Genomic DNA, 20705 nt, shown 5'->3' with positions numbered 1-20705 from the left:
GTTTAGGAACATCATAGGACAATCAGTGTACCCCGACTCGTGGTGTCCCTCAAGAGCCCCGCGATTGAAACAATAAGAGTCGACCGAGACTGCTCCAACCCTACCGCATGTTTTACTTGAAGAGTGAAAGTATTGGATGAAGATTAAGCGCTACTCATCCAGTCCATCACAGCTCGCGCTGACCCACTTTCCTTTGATGTCGATATGGGACTTGCCGGATCCGGTCTCTCCTCGATCTCCGAGTGCCACGATGCTTTCAGGTGTCTTCGCCTCAACCATGAAGTGCGTGGCGGAGGGGGGAGGGCCTGGGCATAGTTGGTCGAGGACAAGCTTGGTCGAGGATTTGGACAGTACCTTGACCTTGCACTGCACCGCCGTGTCCTCGTCTTCGTCTTCCATCTCCTTGATAATCCGATCCTGGCTCAGATCTTCCTGGGTAATACAGGATCGCGTGGTCATCGTGTGAGGTTTGCCTTCTCGAGCCTTCATCATCTGTTCCATGTGAGCCCGTTGTGCCGGTGCCATCTTTGCCGACAGTTCAGGTGAAAGCTTCATTCCGGATGTGACAGTTGTCACGGACATCTCCCATGCACCGGGTTTGATGTTGAAAGATTCGGCATGTGCATCGGGTGTCAGGGTGAGGAGAAGGTGAACGAGGCTGCCAGTGATTCCAAGGACCGTGATCATGTGCGTAAGTATCCAGCGATGCGTGTCCATGAAGTGCCCTCCGGAAGAGCCAGGATATCGTGAGGTGCCGGGTATTTGAATGTGTGAACATTCTACCGATGTGAGGTGTCCCAGTCCATAACAAGGAGCTGGAGAGAAAGCATGGAGAGGCGGAACTCGCTGGTGAGCTGGCCGCGCTCATGACCTCAAAATGTAGTACTCGAAGGTTTCTAAGAAATGAGTAGTCAATGGTTTGTGAATGAGAGGAACCGTGAACCGTAAGACTTCTGGCGTAGATCCTGAGACGGGATTCCTCACGAGAAGTTCCCCAGGCCATAGCACCATGGACGATGCCAATGATTGCGGCCTGGTAGGCGCAGTTCCATCAAGGACCCTCTGAAAGAAGGCAACGATGACGAATATGAAAACTCAGGCGGGCGTACCCTGTCAGAACTCTTCGGAGGAGAAGAAATGTCAGCTACAGAGTATCAATGGCAGGGAATGGCCCCCCAGTGCGGCCTCACCATTCCCACACCGGCCTAACTCACTCTTTTCTTCTCCAGACTTCATTGCATAGCGCATCTCGATACCCAAGTCTACGGATCGCGCATCGCCTTTGAATCAGCTACGGCGCAACCTTCTTCCAGTGATAGGTCCCGCCGTGTTCTCGCGGAGGGATATTCTTTTGTGCACCGACTCTGCTGTACCACCAGATGCCTTTGGCCTCAGTGCCGTCCTCTGAAAGCAGGACTTCAAATCCACCCTCTCGATCATTGCCCGGCTGTTGCCAGGTGCCTTGCCATAGGCGGTTCATCACCTGGTTGGTCGTGAAGCGACCGCCATGCTGGGTGTACGGTCCATTTCCACTTCGGTCGAACGTCGCTCTATATCGCTTGTCATCTTCAACCTCAAGGATTTCCCACTCTCCACTCAGATCGGTGGCAGGTGGGGTGTGAGTGCTCTCACGTGCTTGTGGCGAAGACCCGGTTGAAGGTGAGGAGAGTGGAGCGCTCAATTGAGCGGATCGAAAGGATTCATGCCATGATAACAGCTGCCATCGGCCATCGCGTCGTTCCAGCACGCCGGTTTCTCTCATCGGAAGCACTGTCTTCTTGAGTCCGGTGCCGTCGGTCACATACCGAATATAGTCAAGTTCCATCGCGTACCAAGCGAGGTCTCGCTTCGTCCACACCGTCAGTTCTTTGATGGGAATCTCCAGTTTCTGAGCGTTCCCAAACTCCTCTTTCATGCCTTGCTCAAGCTCGGGCCATCCGACATATTTCCGACCGGCAACCCCGTAGCTGATGATATCGGCGTCATGAGCCATCATGCGAGAGAGTGTCGGCAAGTCTTTCTCGGCATTGGCTCGGACGAGACGCCGGACGGCCGACTCTGGGTCGGAAGGCTCTGATGCTGTCCCGGTTGTGATGATGGTTATGCATATCAACGGACTTAACCACGCGAGATATTTGATAGGGCTCATCAATCACTCCTGTCATATGGGGCGAACACGTCACAGGCTTCTGGTTTGACGATGACTCTCTGGGGAGACGCAGGACTCAGTCGTTTCACTCGTATCTCACAAGAGGGGGCATGGCTGTCAAGACTTCAGGCTGAGGTTTCCGGGAGTCTTGTGAGTGGCGATAGGTGGATGGAGAAATAGATTCGGGAGGGAGAAGATGATCGTCGATGTCGTCAGCTCAATCGGGTAGAGCCGGTCAGGCCAGGCAGGCACTCACTCACTCACATCAGCGTTCCCATCGATAGCTGACCAGCAATGGCATGCCGGTCAATACGGCGAGCACTCCGACCGGCAACATCCCCGCAACGGCATGTTGAAGGGCCATGTACTCATCGATTGTGAGGCCATGAAGCGGAAGGACGACCGCTGACTCCGTGAGAATCATCAAGACGAAGGCCACGAACCCGATGCCGAGCCGTATGCGTGGGAGAGGCGGCAGATGGAAGCGGTCGATCGTCCATTTCGCGCCGATGATCATGGCCAACAGGGTGTTGGGGACTTCGAGTAATCGAGCAATCAGTTCGCTGATATGCAGGGCGATCACTTCAAGCCGAACGACCTCGAGTACGAATCCGACCCCGAGCGCGACAAGAAAATAGACGCCGCCGGCCCGTACCACCAGAGACGCGCGGGGCTTGGGCGGGACGTCAGGGATTTTTGCGGGGAGAGTCGTCACGGGATCTACGGGCTCACCGATTCGGTTTGGTAAGCGCCTTTCCTCACAGTCATGAAGCGGCTCAGATGTGGTGATGAATGCGGACTCAGTCTAGCGAAAAAAAGAAGAGACATCCATTTTTCTTCAAAGTTGTGCAAGGGGGTGGCAATGGACTTGTTCGTGACGGCGCGATGGTCGTGCGCCGAGTGCGCGCTGGCTATGAATACCTGTAATCATGCGATTGTGGGGGCTCGTGTTCCGCCGTGCGCAGCCGGCCTTCTTGTGGTGGCCTCCGACCGTTTGGCGACGAATGAGACGGTAGATGACTTTCTTACGTACTCGCGGTAAGCTCCGGCCTCGTGATGGCCCGTACGATCGTGACAATATCCAGCAAGGGGGACAGGATGCAGGAAAGCATAAGCAGGGCAATCTGTGCGTGTGCGTTACTCGTTGGGCTTGGCGTTGCTGGACCAGCGCCAGCTGTCGCGGTCGATGAAGCGATGGTGGACATCGATAGCCCGAATGCCATGAAGTCCTTGCTTGAGCAGCACGTTGGAAAACGTGTAAAGGTCAAGTTGGGTTCGGGGCAAGACGTGGAAGGCAAGGTCGCCAAGGTTGGCGCTCATGCCGTGCAGTTGACGGAGTTGGTCGGGATGGAGTTGTTCGATGCGACGATCAGGTTGAATGATGTGGCGGCGGTGATCGTAAGAGCTCGTGGGAAGTGAGTAGCGGGATTTAGATGCTGTGCGAAGGGTGGAAGCGGTGAGGGATCTGATGATGGTCTGAAGGTATTCTCAGTGCCGGTGAACCAAATTCTCCCGGGCGGAGTCTTCGAAATTGGCGATGCGCAGGAGTTGCTAGGCTGCCCGATCCTCTTCCAATGTTTTTAAAGAGGAACTGATGAAAAATCCTGTCCACTTTGTCAGATTGAGATAGTCGGAGGTTTCCTGCGAGAGCTCACTTCTCGGGATGCTTCGTACGATGGAGAGGGTAGGGTCCTTGCTGAGGTCGGCAATGTGAGGATTCGCTTGGTTGACGGTAGGGTCGTAAAGCACAATGAGGGGACGCATACGGGAGTGAAGATTGATGCTGACGACCAGTCCAACTGAATGATCGTTGAGGGCGACGACCGTTCCAGGGGGATACACGCTCAGTGTTTGAATAAGTCCAACGACGACCTCTTCCGAGAATTTTGTTTTGGCGTTAGTGTACAGTTTGGACAAAGTTTCTGTGGGAGTCATGGTCGTGAGAGGATCCGGTGTATTCACCAGGCTTTCATATTCATCTACCACCGCATGAATTCTAGAGAGCAGAGACAGTTGATCGCCCCGTATCCGGGCAGGATAGCCGGATCCATCGACCCGTTCATGGTGGTTTCGAATGATGCTGAGTACGTCATCGGGAAGTCCTGGGAATTGGGCCAGCATGTTGAGCCCGAAATCCACGTGTTGTTGAAACGCTTTTTGATCCTCGGTGTTCATACTGGCCCAGCTCCGGTGTCGGAGATCAGGGGGGAGCGCCTGCTCACCGATGTCGTGCAGGAACCCGGCAGTTCCGAGTGCATGCATGGCTTCATGGCCAAGGTCAAATTGGCGTCCGACGAGCATGGAGAGTACGGCAACGTTCATGGCATGCAGAACACTGAGATCGTCGAGCTCCTGGGCGCCCAACAAACTTCCCATGGCGCTCGAGGCGTTGTCACTGACCAGGATTTCTGTCAGCCCATGGATCATCTGTTTTGCCGCAACCAGACCGGATTCAGATCCGTTCTTGATATCGTTGAGCGCTTGTGAGCTTTCAGCCACGGTCTGCCGATACAGCATGTTGGCTTGCTGAAGGCTCTCTTTATATTGGACGATTGTTGGGGGAGGAGCAGGAGTATCGCAGCGCACGGTGTCCGGTCCTGTCGTATCAGGGAGGGTGGGCGCTGCGGTTGTTCTTCCATCGCCATCATTTTGGGAGTTTTGTGGGGTGCCTTGAGAATCAGATAGCGCGGGATGAACCAGCACAGTGTCCAGTCCAAGGCCACGAATGATGGTCAATTCCTTATCGGATGTAATGGTGAAGGTCTTGCTCGCAAACGGATGTCTGAACCAGGAACAATTCAGATCTACGTACATGCCGATTGTGAGGTCGTCGGGTCTCGTCGGGATTGGTCCGTTGGGTTGTGTTTCAGAAGCGTTCGGGTGTGCCATAGTGTGTGTGGCCAGTCCGGCGTTGTAATGTGCGATTCAGGTAATCGTCCGTATTTATTCGGTCCTTTTGAAGAATAACTTAAGTCTCGCACTCGTGCCGCCAATCGTCGGCACATTCTTCTCTGGATGGGGAGTCTTGCGAGGCCAGTCCGAGAACACCATAAGCTTGGCGAAGCGTGAAAGAGTTTTTCTCGGCATCTGCTTGCCCTCTCGGAATGCCTGAGACATACTGAGTCTGAAGTGCAAAGTGGGCTGACAGCGAAGAGCGGTTCGTACTAGGGAGGGGGAGGATCCATGAAAGGGCAGAGAGTGAAGACCAGCGGGAAGACGACAGAGAGAAGTAATGAAGCGCATGGCGGCAGCGACCCGTTTCAGCGGTTGCTCGGGCTGATGTTCAAGGCGCATCCGTGGCACGGCGTATCGATCGGGCAGGAAGCTCCGGACGTCGTCATGGCCTATATCGAAATTGTTCCCACTGATACGGTTAAGTATGAAGTCGACAAACGCAGCGGGTTTCTCAAGGTTGATCGGCCGCAGCGGTTCTCCAATTGTTGTCCGGTCTACTACGGCCTGATTCCGCAGACCTATTCCGGGGAACAGGTGGCGGGGATCTTTGCGAAGCGAGCCCGTCGGAAGGGCATGGTCGGGGACGGTGACCCGCTGGATATCTGTGTCTTGTCGGAAAAAAACATTCCGCATAGCGATATCTTACTCACGGCGCTCCCGATCGGTGGGTTGAGCATGGCCGACGGCGGGGAAGCCGATGACAAGATTATCGCCGTCATGCGGGACGACGCGGTGTACGGGGGCTTCACGGATATTTCACAATGTCCGTCGGCACTCATGGATCGCCTGCAACATTATTTTCTGACCTACAAGAGCGCGCCTGGGACGACTCAACATAATAAGGTGGAAATTACCAGCGTGTATGGCCGGGAGGAAGCGCTCAAAGTGATTCGTGCGAGCCACGCCGACTACCGGGCTCAATATCCGGAACTCAGCTCCCTGTGGCCGAAGCAGTTGTAAGCGGCTTCTTCGGTCCAGCGGGATCATCGCAACACCGTATCCGCGACGAGGAGAACGGATACCGGTAGGTTCAGAGCTCGCTGTGGCGTGATGAATTCTGCTGCCGGTTCTGTTGATTTGCTTCTGCCGCTCGCATGATGGTGGTAGGCTGACTCTCAGCCTATGTCACCCTCCTCACTTCACCCACCGATTGCTGAGACCGCGCAACAGTCGCTCTTTGACCACCCCCTCTCCGAAGCGGTTCTGGCGGCTTTGCGGCGAGGGCAAGTGCTTGATGCGATCACGTTGGTTCGTCACGAACAGCAGGTCGACGTGAAAGAGGCCAAAGCCTCTGTTGCCGCCTATCTGCAAAGTCACCCCGCCTTGCAACGTCGAATTCAACAAGAACAGTCCGATGCGCGAGCGGGATTGCTTCGCTGGGCGTTGTTCCTTCTGATTGGAGGCGCCGGCCTGCTGTTTGTTCTGACGTAGCAGAGGAGTTGGGTGTCTGCATGGACACAGCCTACATTCTTCTGGCACTCACAGGAGCAGCGGCCTCGTTTATGACGTTTTGCCTGATGCGATTCCCTCGTACTCGGCGGGCGCGATTTCAGCCGGCCGGTCCATTCTCCCTCCTAGCCTCATTCTCCACCGCGTGCGTCATTTTCTTTATCTCGGTTCTCGCCGTCTACGCTCAAGCGGTCCGGCACTGAACACACAGCTGGAACAGACTGGATGTCCGATCGCCATGGAGCCGGCCGTATTCTGACCGTCCGACACCAGCCGACCCCCTACAGCTTGAAGAAGCTATGGAATTGTGACCTCCCAAACCGGTATGCTCCGTCGCGGCCGGTACCGATGCTGTATGAAGTGATCACTGATGGAGGTGGAACCACGTGGGCATCACGTGTTCTTGGAGCGGTTGTCGAGGAGACTGTCTCGATGGGGCCTGCTGACGGTGAGAGGAACGGATCGATCACCCGCATTCTGGTGGACGATCACCGGAGACTTGAGCGGTTGCTGGAATCGGCGATTGATAGAGGCGGCCGCGTGGAACGGAAATCCTACGATGGCTTTCGGGCCGGGCTGTTGCGTCATATTGGAATTGAGGAGAAGATCTTACTCCCTGCGGCTCAGCGACAGCGTGGGGGAGAGCCGCTTCCCATCGCGGCAAAACTCAGGCTCGATCATGGGGCGATTGCGGCCTTACTAATGCCGACTCCCACGTTCGGAGTCTTGGCGACGTTGCGCTCTGTTCTTGAAAAGCATAATCTGCTCGAGGAAGGTCCGGAGGGTCTCTACCACACCTGTGACACAGTCCTTGGCGAGGAGATCGACCAGTTGGTGATTCGACTTCGTGCGGCTCCTGAAGTGACTGTGCTGCCTTGTTCCGATACTCCGGCTGTTCTGGGTGCCGTTCGTCGCGCGGTAGAGCGAGCTGGATTTGAGCTTCCCAGCGATTTCCCCGGATGATCACACTCCTCTTTTAGCAGGTTGCGGAAAAACTCATTTTGGCTCCTGCGGCCATCACAGGTATCGAAGTTTGAGAGGACTCTAACTGGCCGTGCAGGGTGCTCAAAATGGCCGTTCAGCAAGGCCGCAGCAAGCGAAGAGGCGAATCGTACTCTGCCCCGTACGTTGAGCCTCTGAGCGATGCGAGAACGCCGCTGGCGGACTTTTTCAGCACCCTGTTAGACACAATATGATAGACTGCCTGGCCAATCATGATATCTGACACGACTACGTTGAGTGAACTGGCGGCTGCGACCCGGCAACGGCGGACCTTTGCCATTATCAGCCATCCGGATGCCGGGAAGACGACGCTGACCGAAAAACTCCTGCTGTATTCTGGCTTGATCCGCACGGCCGGCATGGTGCGTGGACGCAAGGGTGGAAAGACGACAGCTTCGGATTGGATGGGCATGGAGCAGGAACGGGGAATTTCGATCACCGCGTCGGCGATGCAGTTTCCGTACAAGGGCGCGGTCATCAATTTACTCGATACGCCGGGCCACCAGGACTTTTCCGAAGATACCTATCGGACCTTGACCGCTGCGGATAGCGCGATCATGGTGATCGACGCGGCGAAAGGTGTGGAAACGCAGACCCGCAAACTCTTTGCCGTATGCCGCATGCGGCGGATTCCGGTCCTGACGTTGATCAACAAGATGGATCTGCCTGGACGCCCTCCTTTGGATCTCATGACCGAGGTTGAACAGGCCTTGGATATTCACGCGAGTGCCATCAACTGGCCGATCGGATCGGGCAGCGACTTCGTGGGCATTGTGACCAGAGCAGACAGTCAAGTGCAGCTGTTCAGTAAGACCATGCATGGTGGAGCGACTAGAGTAGAGACTGATATGTTGCCGTTCACCGAGCTTGGCTCACACAGCCGAGTGACGGAAGAGATGTTGACGCAAGTGCAGCATGATCTGGAACTCTTGGAGATTGCCGGGAACCCGTTCACACGGGAACAGTTTCTCAGTGGCGACGTGACCCCGGTCTTTTTTGCTTCCGCACTCACGAACTTCGGTATCGAGAGTTTCCTGGACGCCTTTGTGGAGTTGGCGCCCAGCCCCGGCGCACGCTTGGCGGACCGAGAGGATGGGTCCGAGCTCACCGTTGATCCGATTGACATGCCGTTCAGTGCCTATGTGTTCAAGCTCCAGGCGAATATGAATCCCAAACATCGTGATAGTACGGCATTTCTTCGCGTGTGCTCGGGGCGCTTTGAGCGCGATATGGTCGTGAAGCATCATCGACTGGGTCGGGACATTCGCTTGGCACGGCCGCATAGCCTGGTGGCACAGGAGCGGAGTACCGTCGAGGAGGCGTATGCGGGGGATATTATTGGAATCATCAATCCCGGCGTCTTCGCGATCGGAGATACGGTCTCCTTAACAGGAGGGTTCAATTTTAAGCCGTTGCCGCAGTTCCAACCGGAGATCTTCGCGCGTCTGCGACCGACGGATGTCGGAAAACGAAAAGCGTTCGACAAGGGAGTCACCCAGATGGCGCAGGAGGGGACGGTCCAGATCATGCGCAGCCTCCATGATCAGGAGATCTTGATCGCCGCTGTTGGTCGACTGCAGTTCGATGTGTTGCAATACCGGCTCCGCCACGAGTATCGCGTCGAAACCATCCTGGATGCGCTGCCATTCAGCTGCAGCGCCTGGCTCGAGGGAGATCCGTCCACCTTCAAGTCACCGTCGGCGTCCATGATGGTGAAGGACCAGCGGGATCGAGTCGTCGTCCTCTTCGGCGACCAACTCATGAAGACGATCGCCCGCGATCGAAATCCCGATCATGTCTTGCAGGAAATGGGATAGCGGGATCCGCCGGTGGTTCACGCGGTCGTAGGCGACTCAGTACCACTCGACCAGCGCCACACCCTATTTGCCGGTCGATGACTTCATCAAATTGTCTGCCTGCGGCGGGAGAAAACCAAGGTAACCTCGGTGCCGCTCGGCCAGCTCCAACACGGTAAACGGTTGGCCATCGACCATCTCAGGGGAAGAAAAAATCTGTCGGAGGTGGCCGCCACGCTCGCCGACGATGTTGCCGGCAAAGACCACACCGTTCTGTTTCAACCGAGCGACCGCTTGTTCGATCTCCTCAACGCGCACGGCGACATGGTGGAAGACTTTGTCCCCGAATTTGTTCACCCAGCCGGGAATGATACTGGTCTTGCCCCGTTCATCGGGGTAGGCCTGATCCACGAACAGACTGGGGTATCCACTTTTGCGATACACCTTCGCGTACCAGTCGGCATACTGCAAGGTTTCATCGTGTGCATAGCCTAAGGTCACAAAGGGTTCAGCGCCTCGGTCAATATCCAAGGTTCTGATGGTGACATGGTCGACGACCGGCATGAATCCGACACCGGTTCCGTCCAGCATGGCCTTCAGGACGCCGGCAGCCTGGTTATGCTCAACATAGTCGGCCACCATTCGTGCCATGAGATTGTCCAGGGTCTGGGCTTCATCCATCATGATCGCACCTCGCATAGCAGATTGTGGAAAAGCTTGGGAGCTGGAATATTCCCTGCAGCATTCACACGTCACTCATGTGAGGATGCTCAAAAAAGCCTTCCGGCAAGACCGCAGCGAGGGAGGAGGTCAGGCATACGCTTTGGTACGTTGAACCTCTGAGCGATGCGAGAACGCCGCCGGATGACTTTGTCAACAGCCTGCTAGGAACCGAATTTAATGCCTTGGGCCAGCGGCAGTTCCGTCCCCCAATTGACCGTGTTGGTTTGTCGTCGCATATAGGCCTTCCAGGAGTCCGATCCTGCCTCGCGGCCGCCGCCGGTTTCTTTTTCTCCGCCGAACGCGCCACCAATCTCGGCTCCGGACGTGCCGATATTGATATTGGCAATTCCGCAATCGCTCCCCGTAGCCGAGAGAAACCGCTCGCTCCGGCGGACATCATTGGAAAATAGGGCGGACGACAGCCCTTGCCGGACATCATTCTGCATCGCAATCGCCTCGTCGATCGTCGTGAATGTCATCACGTAGAGAATAGGCGCAAAGGTTTCGCGCTGCACGACGGGCCAGTGGTTCTGCGCCCGCACGATCGTCGGTTCGACGAAGTAGCCGGGGCGGGTCAGCACACGCCCTCCGTGGAGAATTTCTCCGCCCTCTTGCTTGATCTCGTCGAGGGCCGCTCGATAGCCCTCCACCGCCACCTGGTCGATGAGCGGTCCCATGAGGACTTCTTTTTCCAGCGGATTGCCGATCTGAACTTGCGCATAGGCCTTCACAAGCCTCGCGACTAATTCCTCGTAACAGGATTCGTGTACGATGAGACGTCTGGTGGTCGTACAACGCTGCCCGGCGGTCCCGACCGCGCCGAACACAATCGCGCGGACCGCCATATTGAGATCGGCGGTCTCATCGACGATGACGGCATTGTTGCCGCTCAGTTCGAGCAAGGTTCGGCCGAGTCGTTGTCCGACCAATGACGCGACCTTCCGACCGACCGGCACCGAACCGGTAAAGGAGATGAGCGGGAGGCGCTCATCCTGGACCATCTGTTCGACCAACGCCGGTTGATCGGCGATGCAGAGGGAGAAAATACCGGCATACCCCTGTTGTTGCATGACGCGATTACAAATCTGTTGGATGGCGACCGCGCAGAGAGGGGCCTTCGGCGATGGCTTCCAGATCACGGTATCGCCTGCGATCGCAGCGAGGAACGCATTCCAGGCCCAGACCGCCACGGGAAAATTGAACGCCGTGATCACACCCACCGGACCCAATGGATGCCACTGCTCGCTCATGCGGTGCGCCGGCCGTTCGGATTGCATCGTGGCACCGTAGAGCATCCGTGACTGGCCGACGACGAAATCGGCCATGTCGATCATCTCTTGGACTTCTCCGTCGCCCTCGGCCTTGATCTTGCCGACTTCCAAGGACACCAAGGTCCCCAGCTGATCCTTCTTCTCTCTGAGGGCTTGGCCGATCAGCCGAACGACCTCGCCTCGCTTAGGGGCCGGCACCATGCGCCAGGCTCGAAATGCCTCAACTGATTCTTTCACGATACGTTGATAATCATCTGATGAACAAGGATAGACACCCGCGATCTGCTCCCCGGTCGTCGGATTGATGGAGGGGAGCAGGGTCCCGTCATTGCGACCGGACCACCACCCATTGCCGGTACTTCCACCTGAGTTCACGGCCTGGATGCCAAGGTCCCTCAATGCGGAATGACTCGTGCTCATCGAAAGCAACCTCCCAATTCGTTGTCCAAGAAGTCTCGTAATAAGACGGATTCCTGAGTGATGAATCCATGGTACTGCTCAGGACGGTTCAACACAAGGTCCACGACGCAACAGACGCTGGACGCGGTCGTCACTTGGATGGCCGACCAGAGCTTGCCCTTGATGCATTGCGGGTATACTTTCTTCACGTAGTTTTCTTCGAAAAACCCATCCTTGTTCGTGCCGGTGACCGACGCATAGATCAATACGACATCTTGCAGGGTCTGAGGCACGGCCCGTTCAAGCACACGTTTCAAGGTGTCTCGGTCTTCATTGAGCTTGAGGTCCTTCATCAACAGATGGATCTTGTCGCAGTGGCCCGGGTAGCGGAGTGTCTTGTAATTCATCGTGCGGACTTTGCCGGTATAACTATCGGCCAATGTACCGAGTCCGCCTGAGGTATTGAACGCTTCATAGAGCAGGCCGTCCAGTTCGATCGTTTCATACCCTTCGAGCGGCTGAAGCGGGACTTTTTCACCTTCTTCGATGCCGTAACAGACATTGCCGTATTCGTTGATCAGTCCATCCGTCGACCAGGTCAGCGAATACTTTAGGGCATTGCTGGGATGGACCGGCAGCGCGCCGACGCGCATCTTGACCGTGTCCAACGTATCAAAATGCGTCATGAGCTCGTGTGCCACGATACTGATGAACCCCGGGGCCAGACCGCATTGCGGCATAAAGGCCTGGGTGGCTCCAGCGCTCAGGACTTTGATCTGGTTGGTGACCTCGACGTCTTCTGTGAGGTCGAAATAATGCAGATGGTGAGTCAACGCCAGGCCGGCGACCGTGGGATTACAAAAATAGGGGAGACTCGAGAGAATCGCATCAAACCGATGGGTTGAAAGATAGGTGCTGACTGCATCCGGATGTCGTACATCCAGCAGGCACGGCGTCACCCGCTCCAACTTGAGACTGTCGACGAGATGGGTCGGCGCCTCCAAGGTCATGTCGCCGAGATGGACTTCGTACCGACCGGATTGATTAAGAAGGCAAGCGATGAGAGAGCCGATTTTTCCGGCCCCGAGCACCAGCACACGATTCATGATCGTGCATTATACTCCACCGTCATGTTCCGGCCACGTGGTTTGAAAAATATCGCAACGCTACGTCGTCAACTCGCGTTATGCGCATCGATGACATATTGAGGGGGGCTGGTCGGCTCCGGTGTGACATGACTATATCGGCAGGGCGGAATATCCGCTTGCAACCGTCGTAAGAGCGTCGTCATTTTCATCGTACTCGGCACATCACAGATCCAGACGTGCATGCCGGATTCCAATTCGTCAAAGTGACGTTGCACACGAAAGCTCGGCTGTTCCATGAAGTAAGCGGAGAGAAAGCCGTTGATGGCCGTGACCACCCATGGATGATCCTTGATGTACCGGTAGCTGAGCCGGAGTTCGGTAACGGTGATCTGTTCTTCAGACTCCATGGCTGCACTGTATCAATTCTTGCGTCAGGACCGCCACTGTTGAAATAGAGGAATTGCGAAGCACTGTTCTGAGAGGAGAGATCCGTTGGCTCACATGTGGAGGGTCGATAACCTTGAACCGTGGTGATCGAAACCAAAACAGGATGGACCCCCTTGATCTCGGTACCATCCAGGAGTAGGGTAATACTGTCACGTCGCTGCCGCCTCATTCTGGAGGTGGTGATCATGGTCCTCCGTGGAGCACAATTCCAACGGTTCGGACTTGCCGGGTGCGCGTTCCTCACCAGACGGGCCCTCACCTCATACTGTCTCACATTCCCACAAGGACCGGTTGATGCTGTCTGTCTACCGCAAAAGAAGCCGGTAAGGCACAGACCTCTGAGGAGTTTCTACGGCGGGGATCCGTGCAAACACTTTCACAGAGGACTCGCGTCGTATGGCGCGAGAGGGTGATCTATGTCATGGGGATATTGGGGAATCGTCATCGGTCTCACAGCCATGGTGATCATGTTGATAGGATGTATCCGTTTACTTTCCTTGGATGACAAGGAGGAGGGGCAGACATCACGGTTACATGCCGGTGAATCGGGTGATCGCATTCCAGAACCGTCAGCGATCCGCAGGCGAGCTGCATGACGGTATGGTGTTGGCTCGATCCTTGTGGGTTTGAGTGTGGGGGAACGTTCGGGTGAGACGGTGGGAGTGGGGAGGATGGGTGTGCGCACAACCCAATCGCTGGCGAGGGGAGGGAGTTATGGGACCGACAAAGGCGATCGTAAAAGGACATGCGCTCTACGAGGCCTTGGGAGGCCGGTTGATCAAAAATAGGTTCACCAATCGGCAGGACTTGGAAGCCTACGTGAACCATCATTATCTCGTCCTGCCGGTCGTCGATAAACAAGGACGGCCATGGCTGCTCGATGGAAAGCCGATCTATTGTCTTCACGGCGCTCACTACGAAACGATTCACGATGAGCGGGTCCAGCTTGTCCGATGTCCGGATTGCGGAGGTATGGGGATCCGCACCGACGAATTCGCCGTCGAATCGGACTACATCCGCTGCACGGCCTGTGGACATGAATGCGATGTCAGGCTGGAGATGATGGAGACCTAGTTCAGGACTCGTTCGATGAGAGAGAAGATGACGGTGGCCGCGAGACAGATGGCGGAAAAGAACGTGTGGGTGCAGCGGTCGTACCGCATCGCAATGCGCCGCCAATCCTGGATGCGGCCGAACATGACTTCGATCTTGTGGCGCTGTTTGTCGAGTGGTTTGCTGTAGCGGCGCTTCTTCTTACGGAAGGAGAGGCCGTTTCTCTTTAGCGCTTCGGCATTTGTCGTAGGAGGTTGGGTGGGCTTGATCAGGCCGCCCTGTTGCGTTTGAGTAGGTTGGCCTGTCGGGCGAAGGGTGTGAACGGCCGATCGGCTTCACGGCTCAAGGGTGAGTCGTCTAGCCCAGGACCGGCCTGATCGCGTTGATGTTCGTTGTCATGGCAGTAGAGACAGAGCAACTCCCAGTTGCTGCCGTCGGGGGGATTATTGTGATGGTTGTGGTCTTTGTGATGGATTGTGAGCTGACTCAGTTTCTTGCCGTCAAACTCCCGCCCGCAGTGGGCACAAATCCAGGGGAGTAATTTCAACGCGCGTGCTCGGTAAGACGGTTCGTGGTTGCTCCGTACCATGCGAGCCTCCTAAAGAAAGTCGTAACGATATTCTACACCACGTTTCTACATCCCACCACTCGAAAGCGTACGGTTCCCCCGTTGTGTCAAGCTCCAACGGCGTCATAGGCGAATGATTGCGGTGTGCCAAGCAAAGGATGAGAGGCTGAAGTCAGCCGATCGAGATTGTCGTACCCAAAGTTTTGGATGCCACGGCGATCGGTGAGGCTCTCGCGATTGCCCACGCCAGTGTAGGTGTAGGCGGCTTGGTTGATCGTCGGCCTGGTAGCCCCGAGCTGGTGGAGAATCTGCTGGACTTGCAAGGCGGGATCATACCTGAACCCCTCTGTGAGTTCGTCGCAGGTTAGGGGTAACTCGAATTCTACTTTTCGCGGCGGACACGACGAGCAGACAGCGGTCATGAGACACGATTCTAGCAGTCGCGTGGAACTTTACAAGAGCAGAGGAGTTGCCAACACTGCAGAGCCAAGAACAGACCCTATCTTTTTCTTTTGGTGAGGTTGTGGGGGTTACTCTTCTTGGTTTTTGACGTCCAAGATTTGTCCGGTCTGGGCATCGAGAAAAACAATGGCTTCGCTATGGTGCGGAACTTGCCCAGGAGGGATAATGCGCTTATAGGTGACAAACCACACCTCCCGCCCCTTGATCGCGTTCTCAATTTTCGCAATCCTTGCATTGTAGACAGCGACACCTCCTCGTGCGACGGTGGCAACCCAGTGTTCCCAGGCCTCGCGCGTCGCTTGCCACTCACGCCGATCTTTTTCGGCACGGATATGCCACTGAGCAGGATTGATGTAATATTTCTCGACCTCTTTGTTCGCGAGTTCGATCGCCTGTGACTCCGAAATCTCTCCCAAGGCACGGAGTGGGGAGCAGGCAAGCACCATGACCATGCTCAACAGGCAGAACACTTTCGTTTTCATGATCATCCGCCTTTCGAACAGCAAGTTAGGGTCAGATCTTGAATCGTGCATCATTCTCACCAGCAGCATATACCGTGACATGGTGCAGGCGTCTCACTGGGTTACTGTACGCTAAGTCGCTGGGTCCACCAATTAGTCTGCAAGAATACGTCGGACAGTATCGACCAGCATGGACTCCGTATGCCACATTTGGGGTCAGATCTTGTGTTGTGCATTCGGATGTTCTTGCGCGCTCACAAGGCGACTGATGGTCGAATAGTGCAAGTCTAGCACGCGACCGATGTCTGACAGGCTGTAGCCATGCTCCACGTGGGCTCTGCGGATCGTCTCATTGCGTTGAGTGCGGTTGGCACGGAACCGGACGGGAAATAACTGGCGCAAGGTCGGCCGGTCGGCAAACCGTTGCTGCCGGGGAATCTCTTTCATCGGTCGCTTCTCCTGAAGCCCCGGGCGGAGTTGTTCGACAAACCGGTCGCTCCCGAGCAACACCTGTCCTTGCACCTGCTCCCACGGGGACTCTTGTCCGATGCCCTCGGCTACAAACGCACGATACTTCGTTTGGGCGGCTGACCGCTGGCGGCCAAACTGGGATAAGAGCCAGTCTACGGTGAGACACGCCGGTGCAGACGCCAGTCCTGCGGTCGCACGATAGCTGGACCAGGGATAGGTGTTGGGCTGGCGGATGAGGCCAGCGCGCACCGGGTTGAGCACCACGTAGCGGCAGAGTTCCAACAGGTAGCCCTCTCGCTCCACCACAATCGCCTTAAACCGGCCTTGTAAGACGTGACCGACCCGCTGGTGCCGTCGGTTGAAGACCTGGGCATAGACGCCGTTGAGTTGGCGCATGGCCTTGGACAGATTGGCCTCGGGCGTTTCCACCACCAGGTGAAAGTGATTGTCCATCAGGCAGTAGGCGTGGAGCAACAAATGAAAGCGGGAGACAACGCGATCGAGCACGCCCAAGAACCGCTGCCGGTCGTCGTCATCCAGAAAGATATCTTGCCGGGCGTTGCCTCGCGCGGTGACGTGGTAGAGCGCACCAGCATATTCGAGACGAAGGGGGCGAGCCATGCCTGACAGACTACCGCACTCTCCATGCACAAGACAAGATCTGACCCTATTACTGTCGGCCGGCTGCTCGATCGTGCCTGGTGATTCGAGGATGGTGCCATAGGCGTCGTAGCTGTAGCTCTTCGCCGTGACTCCAGCTGAATCCGTGAGATCCGTCACGCTGCCGAGCCCATCTTGATGGTAGAAGTAGGTGTTGCCGCCCTTCGTGACCGCGATGGGTTCATCAATGCCGGGGCCGTGCGTGTAGCGAGCTTGCAAGACATTGCTGCCGTCGTACTCCAGCAAAATATCCTCGCCATCGTAGACGTACCGTTTCGTCTGCCCATTCGCGACCTTCTCAATTCTTCTTCCAAGACCATCATACCGATACGTGGAGGTGAACGCGGGCGTCGGATTGCCGGCCACGAAGTCTTCGACCTTTACCAATCGGTTTTCGGCATCGTAGCTGTACTGCGTATAGGTGCCGGTGGCGAGCAGGGTCTTGCGCGTCAGATTGCCATTGTCGTCATACTGGTAACTGTGCGTGGCATCGGCGGTGAGTTGATTCCCGGCATTGGTCACATTGCCTGCCGTCGTGCGATTGCCCACCGGGTCATAGGCGAAGGCTTGCGCCGTGCCGAGCAAGGGATGAGACGCGCTCGTCAGCCGATCCAGGGTGTCGTACCCGAAATTCTGGATCCCGCGCCGATCCGTGAGACTCGTCCGGTTCCCCACCCCGTTATAGAGATAGTCCGCCTTGTTGATCTGTGTGGCACTGGCCGTGAGCTGGTGCAGGATGTTCGTCACTTGCGAGGCGGGATCATACCTGAAGCCCTCTGCCCGTTCGTCGTAGGCTGAGGCTGGAACTAGTAGTGTGAGTGTGGAGGACAACCCAGGCATGGGACAACCTTCTGGCAAGTTCTCGATTGGGCGCAAGCGCGGTGGACTACTAGATCGTGCCATTCGGCAGCGGGTGAGAGGTCAGGTTGAGCAATGGTCATCATTAGGCACGGTATCGAAGAGAGCAACGATATCGAAAAAGCCCTTACTCTCCGCTCTATCTCTAGGCGTTTCCCCTTCATCATTCTTTATTTTCGGAATAGCGCCTCTTTGCAACAACACCTTCACAACTTCTATATGTCCCTGTGCTGCTGCGTCGTGAAGTGGTGTATAGCCAAGTTCTCCCCTTAAATTCATATCAGCCCCTGCGGTTAGAAGTGGCAAAACTTCTTCAAGGTCACCTCTTACGCAAGCAACATGCAGTGGGCTACTTCCAAAGTGCCCAGTTTGATTAACATCTGTAAGCTCCATATCGATAAACTCAGGGAGTGTTTTGTATCGATCAAAAATCTGCTGGACGGACAATTCACGGGCCATTTCGTCTTTCCCTAACGACAACCGCAAAACTCCTTTACCCTTGCCTCTGCATTCTTTATAGCTCGCCCAACCTGCGCGAGTTGGTCCTCCAGACCCGGTGTCGATCCCCATCTCCTTATCCAATCCAGACGCATACGGAAACAATCTTTATTCCTTTCCAGTTCCCACCTTGCCGTCTCGCATTGATCCAAACCGGAAGGGGGCCCCTGATTACATCGAGCCTTGTACGCATCATGCTCAGCCTGTTTCTGAGCTGCTTGCTGCGAATCCCCTGAGCTGGCGATCATTGCTGCAATTGCTAGCCCTCCGAGTGCGTTCGCGACTGAAGTAGTAATAATTGGTAACGTAGGCAGCAAGGGAAGCACCATCGCAAACTTCCCCGTTGGGTCAACCATATTTGTTGGATTGGAACCGACATATTGATAGAAATTCAGACCTCCTGAAAACCCAACTGGATCACGCTGTGAAAATCTCCCTACGGCTGAGTCGTAATACCTCGCCCGGTAGTAGTAGAGCCCAGACTCACTATCAAACTCCCGGCCCGTATAGGTGTACGGCTGCTCCAAGGTGCCAGGGGACTCAAGAATATTCCCGTACGCATCGTAGCTGTAACTCTTTGCCGTGGCTCCAGCGCTATCCGTCAGATCCGTGACGGAACCGAGGCCGTCTTGATGGTAGAAGAACGTCGAACCGCCCTTCGTCACGGCAATGGGCTCATCAATGCCCGGGCCATGGGTGTAGCGCGCCTGCAACGTGTTGCTGCCGTCGTACTCGAGCAAGATGTCCTCGCCGTCGTAGATGTAGCGTTTGGTTTGGCCGTTCGCCACCTTCTCGATCCTGCGCCCCAAGCCATCGTAGCGGTAGGTGCTTGTGAATGCTGCCGTGGGATTCCCGGCGACGAAGTCTTCGACCTTCGTCAGCCGGTTCTCGGCATCGTAGGTGTACTGGGTGAAGTTCCCGGTGGCGAGGAGCGTCTTCCGCGTCAGGTTCCCGTTATCGTCATACTGGTAACTGTGCGTCACATCGGCGGTGAGTTGATTCCCCGCATTCACCACGCTGCCGCCTGTGGTGCGGTTGCCCACCGGATCATACGCAAACGCCTGCGGCGTGCCAAGGAGGGGATGGGAGGCCGAGGTGAGTCGATCGAGATTGTCGTACCCAAACGCCTGACTGCCTCTCCTGTCCGTCAACGATGTGCTGAGGTAAGCTCGAAAAAGTGGACGCCTTCAACCTAGAATGAGAGGGCTGGAGGTGTGAGATGGAACAGGTCCCGCGACAGCAGTATACGAAGGAGTTCCGAGAGCAGGCCGTGCGGCTAGTCCTGGAACAGCAGGTGACGATTCCGGAGGCCGCCAGGCGCCTGAGCATGTCGGGCAGGACGCTCGAGCGCTGGGTGGGTCGGGCTCGGCAGGGCCAGCTCACTACGCTGGGAGAGAGCCGACGGCCCGTGACGGAGCTGGAGGCCGAGGTGTCTCGGCTCAAACGGGATCTTGCGGAAGCGCGGATGGAGCGCGACATCTTAAAAAAAGCCACCGCGTACTTTGCCAAGGCGCAGCTGCCCGGTACGCGCTCATGAGGACGCTGCGTCTCCAGTATCCGTTGACTCTGTTGTGTCGGGTGCTGGAGGTGTCCCGAAGCGGCTACTATGCCTGGCAGCATCGGCGTCCGTCGACACGCGCCCAGGAGAATGCGCGGCTGGAAGTGGCGATTCAGGCGGCACACGTGCGGACCCGACACACGTACGGCCCGGAGCGCCTCCAAGCGGAATTGCGTGAAGACGGCTTTCCAGCTGGGATCGGCCGTATCAAGCGGCTGCGGAAGAAACTGGGCCTGCGCTGCACACCGGTGCGACGGTTCACGATCACCACGGATTCGGCGCATCACCTGCCGGTGGCGGAGAATCGCTTGGCACAAACGTTCACCGCGACACGCCCGAATGAGACCTGGCTCACCGACATCACCTATGTTCCTACAGGGGAAGGGTGGTTGTATGTAGCCGGGGTCAAGGATCTGTATACCTGTGAGGTCGTCGGGTATGCCATGGGGGCCCGGATGACGACGGACTTGGTGCGCCACGCCTTGGGGAACGCGGTCGGGGCGAAACGCCCACGCCCGGGCTTGCTCCACCACTCCGACCGTGGGTCTCAATATTGTGCCCACGACTATCAGGATCAGCTGCGGCAGTTCGGCATGATCCCCTCCATGAGTCGCAAGGGCAATTGCTATGACAACGCACCGATGGAGAGTTTCTGGGGAACACTGAAAACTGAGCTGGTGCATCACCGACGATATGAGACGCGGGAGCAGGCTCGGCAAGAGATTACAGCATACATCGAGGTGTTCTACAACCGCCAGCGACGGCATTCCCGGCTGGGGAATCGCTCGCCCGCGGCATTTGCCCAACGGTGGGCCCGTCAACAGTCGGCGGCGTGAG

General features: G+C 56.3%; 22 protein-coding genes and 1 pseudogene. 8 read left to right on the top strand and 15 right to left on the bottom strand.

Annotated features, from left to right (window positions below; all coding sequences use genetic code 11):
* Positions 1-150: 150 nt before the first annotated feature.
* From COMA1_RS18855 to COMA1_RS18845, 3 genes are all read right to left on the bottom strand, one after another.
* Complete coding sequence (locus COMA1_RS18855; RefSeq protein ID WP_090751084.1) at positions 151-717, bottom strand: DUF3617 domain-containing protein; 567 nt, start codon at positions 715-717, stop codon at positions 151-153.
* A gap of 574 nt (positions 718-1291) precedes the next feature.
* A complete protein-coding gene (locus COMA1_RS18850) occupies positions 1292-2149 on the bottom strand; it encodes a nuclear transport factor 2 family protein (protein WP_090751083.1) in 858 nt (285 codons plus the stop codon).
* A 265-nt stretch (positions 2150-2414) separates the two neighbouring features.
* A complete protein-coding gene (locus COMA1_RS18845) occupies positions 2415-2864 on the bottom strand; it encodes a hypothetical protein (protein WP_090751082.1) in 450 nt (149 codons plus the stop codon).
* Positions 2865-3247: 383 nt separating this feature from the next.
* On the opposite strand from COMA1_RS18845, the gene COMA1_RS18840 reads away from it, so the two are divergent.
* Positions 3248-3568, top strand: a complete 321-nt coding sequence (locus tag COMA1_RS18840) for a hypothetical protein (RefSeq protein WP_090751081.1) — start codon at positions 3248-3250, stop codon at positions 3566-3568.
* A gap of 132 nt (positions 3569-3700) precedes the next feature.
* Here COMA1_RS18840 and COMA1_RS18835 read toward each other — a convergent pair whose 3' ends face one another.
* Positions 3701-5038: a cyclic di-GMP phosphodiesterase gene (locus COMA1_RS18835; RefSeq protein ID WP_090751080.1), complete on the bottom strand. Its 1338-nt coding sequence runs from the start codon at positions 5036-5038 to the stop codon at positions 3701-3703.
* 390 nt (positions 5039-5428) lie between these two features.
* On the opposite strand from COMA1_RS18835, the gene COMA1_RS18830 reads away from it, so the two are divergent.
* The 5 genes from COMA1_RS18830 to COMA1_RS18810 all read left to right on the top strand — a co-directional run bounded on the left by COMA1_RS18830 (position 5429) and on the right by COMA1_RS18810 (position 9372).
* Positions 5429-6064, top strand: coding sequence for an inorganic pyrophosphatase (locus COMA1_RS18830; protein WP_342672711.1), 636 nt, complete (start codon positions 5429-5431; stop codon positions 6062-6064).
* Positions 6065-6226: 162 nt separating this feature from the next.
* The gene (locus COMA1_RS18825) at positions 6227-6535 is read left to right on the top strand and encodes a hypothetical protein (RefSeq protein WP_090751078.1); all 309 of its coding nucleotides are present in this window, start codon (positions 6227-6229) and stop codon (positions 6533-6535) included.
* Between the two features lie 20 nt (positions 6536-6555).
* Positions 6556-6756, top strand: a complete 201-nt coding sequence (locus COMA1_RS18820; RefSeq protein WP_090751077.1) for a hypothetical protein — start codon at positions 6556-6558, stop codon at positions 6754-6756.
* A gap of 22 nt (positions 6757-6778) precedes the next feature.
* Positions 6779-7516 (top strand): hemerythrin domain-containing protein, encoded by a 738-nt coding sequence (locus COMA1_RS18815; RefSeq protein ID WP_245631157.1) that lies wholly within the window; start codon positions 6779-6781, stop codon positions 7514-7516.
* Between the two features lie 251 nt (positions 7517-7767).
* Positions 7768-9372, top strand: a complete 1605-nt coding sequence (locus COMA1_RS18810; protein WP_090751076.1) for a peptide chain release factor 3 — start codon at positions 7768-7770, stop codon at positions 9370-9372.
* Between the two features lie 63 nt (positions 9373-9435).
* Here COMA1_RS18810 and COMA1_RS18805 read toward each other — a convergent pair whose 3' ends face one another.
* The 4 genes from COMA1_RS18805 to COMA1_RS18790 form a co-directional block, all read right to left on the bottom strand.
* Positions 9436-10035 carry a VOC family protein gene (locus COMA1_RS18805; protein ID WP_090751204.1) on the bottom strand — a complete coding sequence of 200 codons (600 nt, stop codon included), beginning with the start codon at positions 10033-10035 and terminating at the stop codon, positions 9436-9438.
* A gap of 200 nt (positions 10036-10235) precedes the next feature.
* Complete coding sequence (gene amaB / locus COMA1_RS18800) at positions 10236-11765, bottom strand: L-piperidine-6-carboxylate dehydrogenase (RefSeq protein WP_090751075.1); 1530 nt, start codon at positions 11763-11765, stop codon at positions 10236-10238.
* Positions 11762-12850, bottom strand: a complete 1089-nt coding sequence (locus tag COMA1_RS18795) for a saccharopine dehydrogenase family protein (RefSeq protein ID WP_090751074.1) — start codon at positions 12848-12850, stop codon at positions 11762-11764. The genes amaB and COMA1_RS18795 overlap by 4 nt, the downstream gene beginning before the upstream one ends.
* A 68-nt stretch (positions 12851-12918) precedes the next feature.
* Entirely contained in the window at positions 12919-13239 is a 321-nt protein-coding gene (locus COMA1_RS18790) for a hypothetical protein (RefSeq protein WP_090751073.1), read from the bottom strand.
* Between the two features lie 754 nt (positions 13240-13993).
* Here COMA1_RS18790 and COMA1_RS18785 point away from each other — a divergent pair.
* Positions 13994-14353 carry a hypothetical protein gene (locus tag COMA1_RS18785; protein ID WP_090751072.1) on the top strand — a complete coding sequence of 120 codons (360 nt, stop codon included), beginning with the start codon at positions 13994-13996 and terminating at the stop codon, positions 14351-14353.
* Here COMA1_RS18785 and COMA1_RS18780 read toward each other — a convergent pair.
* The 7 genes and pseudogenes from COMA1_RS18780 to COMA1_RS18750 all read right to left on the bottom strand — a co-directional run.
* A pseudogene (locus tag COMA1_RS18780) lies at positions 14350-14568 on the bottom strand (transposase); the annotation flags it as partial. The gene COMA1_RS18785 and the pseudogene COMA1_RS18780 sit on opposite strands and share 4 nt — an antisense overlap.
* A 32-nt stretch (positions 14569-14600) precedes the next feature.
* Positions 14601-14921, bottom strand: coding sequence for a YajD family HNH nuclease (locus COMA1_RS18775; RefSeq protein ID WP_090751070.1), 321 nt, complete (start codon positions 14919-14921; stop codon positions 14601-14603).
* A gap of 86 nt (positions 14922-15007) precedes the next feature.
* Positions 15008-15223 (bottom strand): hypothetical protein, encoded by a 216-nt coding sequence (locus COMA1_RS18770; RefSeq protein ID WP_141654421.1) that lies wholly within the window; start codon positions 15221-15223, stop codon positions 15008-15010.
* Positions 15224-15430: 207 nt separating this feature from the next.
* Positions 15431-15844 (bottom strand): hypothetical protein, encoded by a 414-nt coding sequence (locus COMA1_RS18765; protein WP_141654420.1) that lies wholly within the window; start codon positions 15842-15844, stop codon positions 15431-15433.
* A gap of 195 nt (positions 15845-16039) precedes the next feature.
* Positions 16040-17794 carry a transposase gene (locus COMA1_RS18760; RefSeq protein ID WP_176698182.1) on the bottom strand — a complete coding sequence of 585 codons (1755 nt, stop codon included), beginning with the start codon at positions 17792-17794 and terminating at the stop codon, positions 16040-16042.
* An 81-nt stretch (positions 17795-17875) separates the two neighbouring features.
* Positions 17876-18271 (bottom strand): ankyrin repeat domain-containing protein, encoded by a 396-nt coding sequence (locus COMA1_RS18755; protein WP_090751066.1) that lies wholly within the window; start codon positions 18269-18271, stop codon positions 17876-17878.
* Positions 18272-18282: 11 nt separating this feature from the next.
* Positions 18283-19461 carry an RHS repeat domain-containing protein gene (locus COMA1_RS18750; RefSeq protein WP_090751065.1) on the bottom strand — a complete coding sequence of 393 codons (1179 nt, stop codon included), beginning with the start codon at positions 19459-19461 and terminating at the stop codon, positions 18283-18285.
* Between the two features lie 68 nt (positions 19462-19529).
* Here COMA1_RS18750 and COMA1_RS18745 point away from each other — a divergent pair.
* Positions 19530-20704, top strand: a protein-coding gene (locus COMA1_RS18745) for an IS3 family transposase (RefSeq protein WP_407921304.1) whose coding sequence is annotated in 2 segments (ribosomal slippage) — positions 19530-19806 and positions 19806-20704 — 1176 coding nt in all. Because the reading frame shifts where the segments join, the coding sequence is not laid out codon by codon here.
* The last annotated feature ends 1 nt before the right edge of the window (position 20705 follow it).

Source organism: Candidatus Nitrospira nitrosa (genome assembly GCF_001458735.1).
Classification (GTDB): domain Bacteria; phylum Nitrospirota; class Nitrospiria; order Nitrospirales; family Nitrospiraceae; genus Nitrospira_D; species Nitrospira_D nitrosa.
The sequence above is the reverse complement of the archived record's forward strand: the minus strand, read 5'-3'. Positions and strand labels throughout refer to the sequence as shown.

Bases quoted from the DNA above. Each gene is read 5' to 3' on its own strand.
- COMA1_RS18855 (WP_090751084.1), bottom strand. From the start codon at position 717: ATGGACACGCATCGCTGGATACTTACGCACATGATCACGGTCCTTGGA.
- COMA1_RS18850 (WP_090751083.1), bottom strand. From the start codon at position 2,149: ATGAGCCCTATCAAATATCTCGCGTGGTTAAGTCCGTTGATATGCATA.
- COMA1_RS18840 (WP_090751081.1), top strand. From the start codon at position 3,248: ATGCAGGAAAGCATAAGCAGGGCAATCTGTGCGTGTGCGTTACTCGTT.
- COMA1_RS18835 (WP_090751080.1), bottom strand. From the start codon at position 5,038: ATGGCACACCCGAACGCTTCTGAAACACAACCCAACGGACCAATCCCG.
- COMA1_RS18830 (WP_342672711.1), top strand. From the start codon at position 5,429: ATGTTCAAGGCGCATCCGTGGCACGGCGTATCGATCGGGCAGGAAGCT.
- COMA1_RS18825 (WP_090751078.1), top strand. From the start codon at position 6,227: ATGTCACCCTCCTCACTTCACCCACCGATTGCTGAGACCGCGCAACAG.
- COMA1_RS18820 (WP_090751077.1), top strand. From the start codon at position 6,556: ATGGACACAGCCTACATTCTTCTGGCACTCACAGGAGCAGCGGCCTCG.
- COMA1_RS18815 (WP_245631157.1), top strand. From the start codon at position 6,779: ATGTCCGATCGCCATGGAGCCGGCCGTATTCTGACCGTCCGACACCAG.
- COMA1_RS18810 (WP_090751076.1), top strand. From the start codon at position 7,768: ATGATATCTGACACGACTACGTTGAGTGAACTGGCGGCTGCGACCCGG.
- COMA1_RS18805 (WP_090751204.1), bottom strand. From the start codon at position 10,035: ATGATGGATGAAGCCCAGACCCTGGACAATCTCATGGCACGAATGGTG.
- amaB (WP_090751075.1), bottom strand. From the start codon at position 11,765: ATGAGCACGAGTCATTCCGCATTGAGGGACCTTGGCATCCAGGCCGTG.
- COMA1_RS18795 (WP_090751074.1), bottom strand. From the start codon at position 12,850: ATGAATCGTGTGCTGGTGCTCGGGGCCGGAAAAATCGGCTCTCTCATC.
- COMA1_RS18790 (WP_090751073.1), bottom strand. From the start codon at position 13,239: ATGGAGTCTGAAGAACAGATCACCGTTACCGAACTCCGGCTCAGCTAC.
- COMA1_RS18785 (WP_090751072.1), top strand. From the start codon at position 13,994: ATGGGACCGACAAAGGCGATCGTAAAAGGACATGCGCTCTACGAGGCC.
- COMA1_RS18775 (WP_090751070.1), bottom strand. From the start codon at position 14,921: ATGGTACGGAGCAACCACGAACCGTCTTACCGAGCACGCGCGTTGAAA.
- COMA1_RS18765 (WP_141654420.1), bottom strand. From the start codon at position 15,844: ATGAAAACGAAAGTGTTCTGCCTGTTGAGCATGGTCATGGTGCTTGCC.
- COMA1_RS18760 (WP_176698182.1), bottom strand. From the start codon at position 17,794: ATGCCTGGGTTGTCCTCCACACTCACACTACTAGTTCCAGCCTCAGCC.
- COMA1_RS18755 (WP_090751066.1), bottom strand. From the start codon at position 18,271: ATGGCCCGTGAATTGTCCGTCCAGCAGATTTTTGATCGATACAAAACA.